This window comes from Mesorhizobium sp. M7A.F.Ca.US.005.03.2.1 (assembly GCF_003997795.1).
Lineage (GTDB): Bacteria > Pseudomonadota > Alphaproteobacteria > Rhizobiales > Rhizobiaceae > Mesorhizobium > Mesorhizobium ciceri.
This window is the reverse complement of sequence record NZ_RZRP01000493.1, coordinates 1-4,728: the sequence shown is the minus strand read 5'-3', so window position 1 is coordinate 4,728 and position 4,728 is coordinate 1. Positions and strand designations below refer to the sequence as shown.

The window sequence follows — 4,728 nt, the reverse complement described above, 5'->3', positions numbered from 1 at the left end:
TTGTAGAGCAGCTTGTGCTCGAGGAAGACCACCGGCTGGTCGTCGCGGATCGCGGCCTTCAGCATGCCCTTGGCGTCGGCGGGCGTCGAAGGAGCAACGACCTTGATGCCGGGTATGTGGGCAAGCATGGAATCGAGCGACTTGGAGTGCTGCGCGCCGGCGCCGCCCTGCGTACGCAGCACGAACGGCATCTTGACCTGGCCGTTCCAGATGTAATTGTAGATCGATGCCTGGTTGACCAGCGCATCGAGCGTCAGCGGCACGAAATCCGCATACATGATTTCCAGCACCGGCCGCGTGCCGGTCATCGCGGCGGTCACGGCCATGGCGGTCAGCGCCTGTTCGGAGATCGGCGTGTCGCGCACCCGCGTTTCGCCGAATTCCTCCATCAGCCCTTTCGTCACCTTGAAGACGCCGCCATAGCGTCCGATGTCCTCGCCAAAGACGAAGACGGAGGGGTCGGCCTGCATCTCTTCGCGCAGTGCCGCATTGAGCGCTTCGGCATACCGCATCATGGCCATGTCAGTGTGCCTCGCTGTAGGGGTTGCAGGCTTCGTCGAGCGAGAATTCGGGCATCGGGTCGGAGAGGGCCGCCGCGAATGCCTCGTCGACCTCAGCTCTGGCCGCCACCTCGATTGCCGCGAGTTTCGCCTCGCCGACGTCGCCCAAAAGCGCCTTGCGCGAGACGAGCAACGGGTCACGTTCCTTCCAGGCCGCAATATCCTCCGGCTTCTGATAGCCGCCCATGTCGGAAGTGGAGAAACCTTCGACGCGGTAGGTCTTGCATTCGACCATGCCGGGGCCTTCGCCGCGCCTGGCGCGCTCGACCATGGCCGACACGGCGCGGTAGACAGCCACCGCGTCATTGCCGTCGACGATCTCGGCCGGCATCGCGTAGCCGGCGGCGCGGATCGACAGGTCCTCGACCGGCGACTGGACTTCTGAGGGAACGGTCAGGCCGAACTGGTTGTGTTCGAGCACGAAGACGACCGGCAATTTCCACAGCCCCGCCATGTTCATGGCTTCGTGGCAGATGCCGGTTTGCGCGGCGCCGTCGCCAAAGACGCACATGGCGACATTGCCGGTGCCGAGGATCTGCATCGACAGCGCCATGCCGGTGGCGGCTGGAATGCCTGCGCCGACAATGGCATTGCCGCCGATCACGCCCTTTTCGGCATCGGCCACAAGCATGTGGCCGGCGCGCCCGCCGCAGGCACCGGTGGCCCGCCCGAAGATCTCGGCCACCACCGGGTGTACGGCCATGCCCTTGCCGATATAGACCGCGTGGCCACGATGGGTGGTGGCGACCTTGTCGCCGGCCTCCAGCACGGCGGTCGCGGCGACGCCGACGGCTTCCTGGCCATCGCAGCGATGGATCGGACCGCGCGTGCGTCCTTCCTTGTGAAGCGCCCCAAGGCCCTCTTCGAGATGCCGCACCAGCAGCATCCGGCGATAGATTTCCAGATGTTGTTCGACGGAAGGAGTGTTTTTCACCGATATCCCCGAGTTCGTGCCGAAATTAAATACAAAAGTGTCGACACTTTGCAAGCGCTTCTGCAAGATAGGGCAAAACAAGTTTGTGAAAAGGGGATCGATCATGCGTTTGGAGGGCAAGGCGGCCATCGTCACCGGAGCCAGCGCCGGTATCGGCGCGGCCGTCACGGAACTGTTTGCGAAGGAGGGCGCGCGCGTTCTGGTCGTCGATCGCGACGGCGCGCGGGCCGGCGAGGTGGCCGGCAGGACCGGAGCGCTGGCCTGGGAGGCGGACGTCTCGGACGAAGTCTCCGTGGCGACGATGGTGCGCCGCGCGCAAGAGGCCTTCGGCGGGTGGACATTCTGGTCAACAATGCCGGTTACGGCATACGCGGTTCGGTTGTCACCACCGCGGCGGCGGATTGGGACGCGCTCATGGCCGTGAACCTCAAGGGCGTCTTTCTCTGCTCCAAATATGTCATTCCCGTCATGGCCGCGGGCGGCGGCGGGGTGATCGTGAACACCGCTTCCAACGTGGCCCATGTCGGACTTGCCGATCGGGCGGCCTATGTCGCCTCCAAGGGCGGCGTCGCGGCGCTGACGCGTGCCATGGCGCTTGACCATGTTGCGGACAAGATCCGCGTCAACGCCGTGGCACCGGGTGTGACCTGGTCGAGCTATTTCGAAACCATGCTGGAAACCCATCCCGATCCTCAGGGGTTTGTCGCGGCATTGAACGCGCGCTCACCGATGAATCGCGTCGCGCAGCCGGTTGAAATCGCAAATGCAATCCTGTGGCTCGCCAGTGACGAATCCTCTTTCGCCACCGGCTCGATCCTGACGGTCGACGGCGGCATGACCGCCTGGTAAGGCACGCCCCTGTCGTTGCGTAAGACGAAGCCTGCCCGTTTCAGGCAACGGGCCGGATGGAACGCAGGGCACGCAGCATCTCGTCGAGGTCGGCGCAGGGCAGGCAGCCTAGGTCTGCTATATCCTTGGTCACGTCGACCGGCAGGCCCGAATTGGACTCCTTGGGCACTTCGTTCAATCGTCCGCCGATGAGCACCGGCAAGGCAAGTCCGCGTGCCGCCATCGCTGCTTTCACCGCCTGTGCATAACGCAGCGCCACGCCATTGTAAGTGCTGACGGCGATCGCATCGGCCCCGGTTTCGGCGGCGCGGGCGACGAGTGTTTCCGGGTCGACGGCCACACCGGCATCGGCGATGACGATGCCCAGGCCTTCAAGCGCCTGTTCGACGAGATATTTTCCGTGCTCATGCACGTCGGTCGTGCCGATGCAGACGGTCAGGGGTCTAGGGCTTTCCAGCGGCTTTTGCGTCGCGACCCAGGCGACGGCCTTGTGGTTGAGCTCGCGCGCCCATTCGGCATGGATCAGCGGCGTGCGTCCGCGGATGCCGTCCGCGCCCGGGCCGAACAGCGCCTCCATGCGCTTCGGCCCCATGCGGCGGATGGCGAACATCAGCGCGGCCGGGTCTTCGGTATCCACCCCGCGCTCGGCCAGCCCTTTCATGACGGCACCGGCAAAGCGACGCCCGCCTTCGACCAGCACATCGGCCATCGCCTCCACCCTGGCCCAGTCGAAGACGGGGTCGTAGAAGGGGGCGTGCAGCGTGAGCCGGTGCGCGAAGGTTTGTGCGTCGATGATCTCGTCGACATCGGGAATGCGCTGGTTCTCGGTTACCGGTACCGGATTGATCGCATGGCCGGAGGGCCATCGCCCGACAGCCAGTATGTCGGCCAGGAGATAACTCGCCAGGGTTGCGTAATTGCCTGCCGGGGTCGACTGGTAGGAAACGGTGTTGCCGAAGATCATGGTGCCCGGCGTATCGCTGACCCGCACCAGCGCGGCATGGAAGGCAGCGCGCGACAGTGGATCGCTGAAGTGGTGGCCGTAGCAATGGCCGAGCCGCGCGCCGATCAGATCCTCGACGATGTGCTTTTCGACGAGCACCATGCCGAGCGCGCAGGCCATGTCGATGAACAGTCCGGCGAAGCCGTCGTCGAGATTGGAATGGACAAGGATTTCGGCATCCTGGGCCGCGATCAGGCCGAGGGCGGTGACGGTCGCTTCGGTGGTCGCCACATCATCGTCCCAGTAGGGCAGCCGGAAGGTGAAATACTGCCCCAGATTGCCGATGGCCGTTGCACCGGCGGCGATGGCGGCGCGGGTGTTTTCCACAGCACCCGGCAGGCCGAGCATGAAGTCGCCGAAATGCGCGGCAGCGGGCGCGGCGTTGGTGATGCGGGCGAAATCCTCTGGGCCGGTGAGCACGATGCCGGTACCGCGCGCAGCCTTTGCACGCATGGCTTGGGGATATCCCATCGACCAGTCGAGTGTGATGCCGAAACGGTCGACCGTTACCCCTGCCTTGCGGCATTGCTCATGCACCTCGCCGATCGCGGCCACGGTGCGGTCGACGCTTCTGAAGCCGATATGGGCGTGCTGCATGACTCGCTTTTCGGCCGCTGCCTTGCGCTTCCATGCGGCTTCGGACGACATCCCAGTCTCGGTAAGGAAGCGGCAGCCGCCGAGGCGCCACTCGCGCGCCATGGCGCGCCCTTCGGCGAGGAGATCGACGCCAGGCTTGAGGCGCAGGTCGAGGAGGGCGGGAGCGATTTCAGCGGTCATGATACTAGCTGTCGGCCTTGGCAATGAAATGGCGAATGATGGCGGCAAAACCTTGGGGGTCGGCGAGGGGATGAAAATGCGCACCAGGAACTAAAACAAACCGGGCATCCGGTATCGAAGCGGCGATCGCCTCTGAAAGGGCTGATGGCGTCAGGATATCGCCGGTGGCCGCAATCACTTGAACCGGGGCGTCGATGCGCGGCAGATCGGCGAGGCGATCATGGTCGAGCAACATGCGAACGCGCGCAGCACTGACTGTCAGCGGCGCCAGGGTGCCAGGGGCGGCGGCGACGGCTGCGTCGAGTTCCCCGGCATGCGTTTCGAGGTAGGACGGTTCGTGGCAGAGCACATGGCCGAGGCGCTGATAGGTCTCGGCCAGGCCGGCCTCCAGCAGTTCGGCGCGAGCGCTGAAGAGCGTGCGGAAACGGCTGTCGGCTCGCGCCCAGGAACTGCTGATCGTGAAGCTCAGGCCAAGTTCCGAATGATCGAGCGCCAGCACCTGCGCGATGGCGCCACCAGTGGAATGCCCGACAATATGGGCGGGACCGCCCGTCTGCGCCAGCAGGCCGGCAATGTCGCTGGCGATCAGGGGAATGGAATAGGGG

The 4,728-nt window shown here is 64.9% G+C and carries 5 protein-coding genes and 1 pseudogene; 2 read left to right on the top strand and 4 right to left on the bottom strand.

Annotation, left to right across the window (positions count from 1 at the left end; genetic code table 11):
- Positions 1-521: pseudogene (locus tag EN991_RS23860) on the bottom strand (hypothetical protein); the annotation flags it as partial.
- Between the two features lies 1 nt (position 522).
- A complete protein-coding gene (locus EN991_RS23855; RefSeq protein ID WP_158515799.1) occupies positions 523-1,494 on the bottom strand; it encodes a thiamine pyrophosphate-dependent dehydrogenase E1 component subunit alpha in 972 nt (323 codons plus the stop codon).
- Between EN991_RS23855 and EN991_RS41065 the strand changes: the two genes are divergently transcribed.
- On the top strand, positions 1,484-1,918 hold the full coding sequence (locus EN991_RS41065; protein WP_245461059.1) for an SDR family NAD(P)-dependent oxidoreductase: 435 nt from the start codon (positions 1,484-1,486) through the stop codon (positions 1,916-1,918). The genes EN991_RS23855 and EN991_RS41065 overlap by 11 nt on opposite strands.
- Positions 1,828-2,343 carry an SDR family oxidoreductase gene (locus EN991_RS23850; RefSeq protein ID WP_245461058.1) on the top strand — a complete coding sequence of 172 codons (516 nt, stop codon included), beginning with the start codon at positions 1,828-1,830 and terminating at the stop codon, positions 2,341-2,343. Before EN991_RS41065 ends, EN991_RS23850 begins: the two co-directional genes overlap by 91 nt.
- A 40-nt stretch (positions 2,344-2,383) precedes the next feature.
- Here the strand turns inward: EN991_RS23850 and EN991_RS23845 are convergent, their stop codons facing one another.
- Positions 2,384-4,123 carry a cobalamin-dependent protein gene (locus EN991_RS23845; protein WP_127369683.1) on the bottom strand — a complete coding sequence of 580 codons (1,740 nt, stop codon included), beginning with the start codon at positions 4,121-4,123 and terminating at the stop codon, positions 2,384-2,386.
- 4 nt (positions 4,124-4,127) lie between these two features.
- A partial coding sequence (locus EN991_RS23840; protein WP_127369682.1) for an alpha/beta hydrolase occupies positions 4,128-4,728 on the bottom strand: 601 nt, incomplete at its 5' end.

What these genes read in the sequence shown, in the direction of transcription:
- EN991_RS23845 (WP_127369683.1), bottom strand. Translation starts at nt 4,123, where the DNA reads ATGACCGCTGAAATCGCTCCCGCCCTCCTCGACCTGCGCCTCAAGCCT.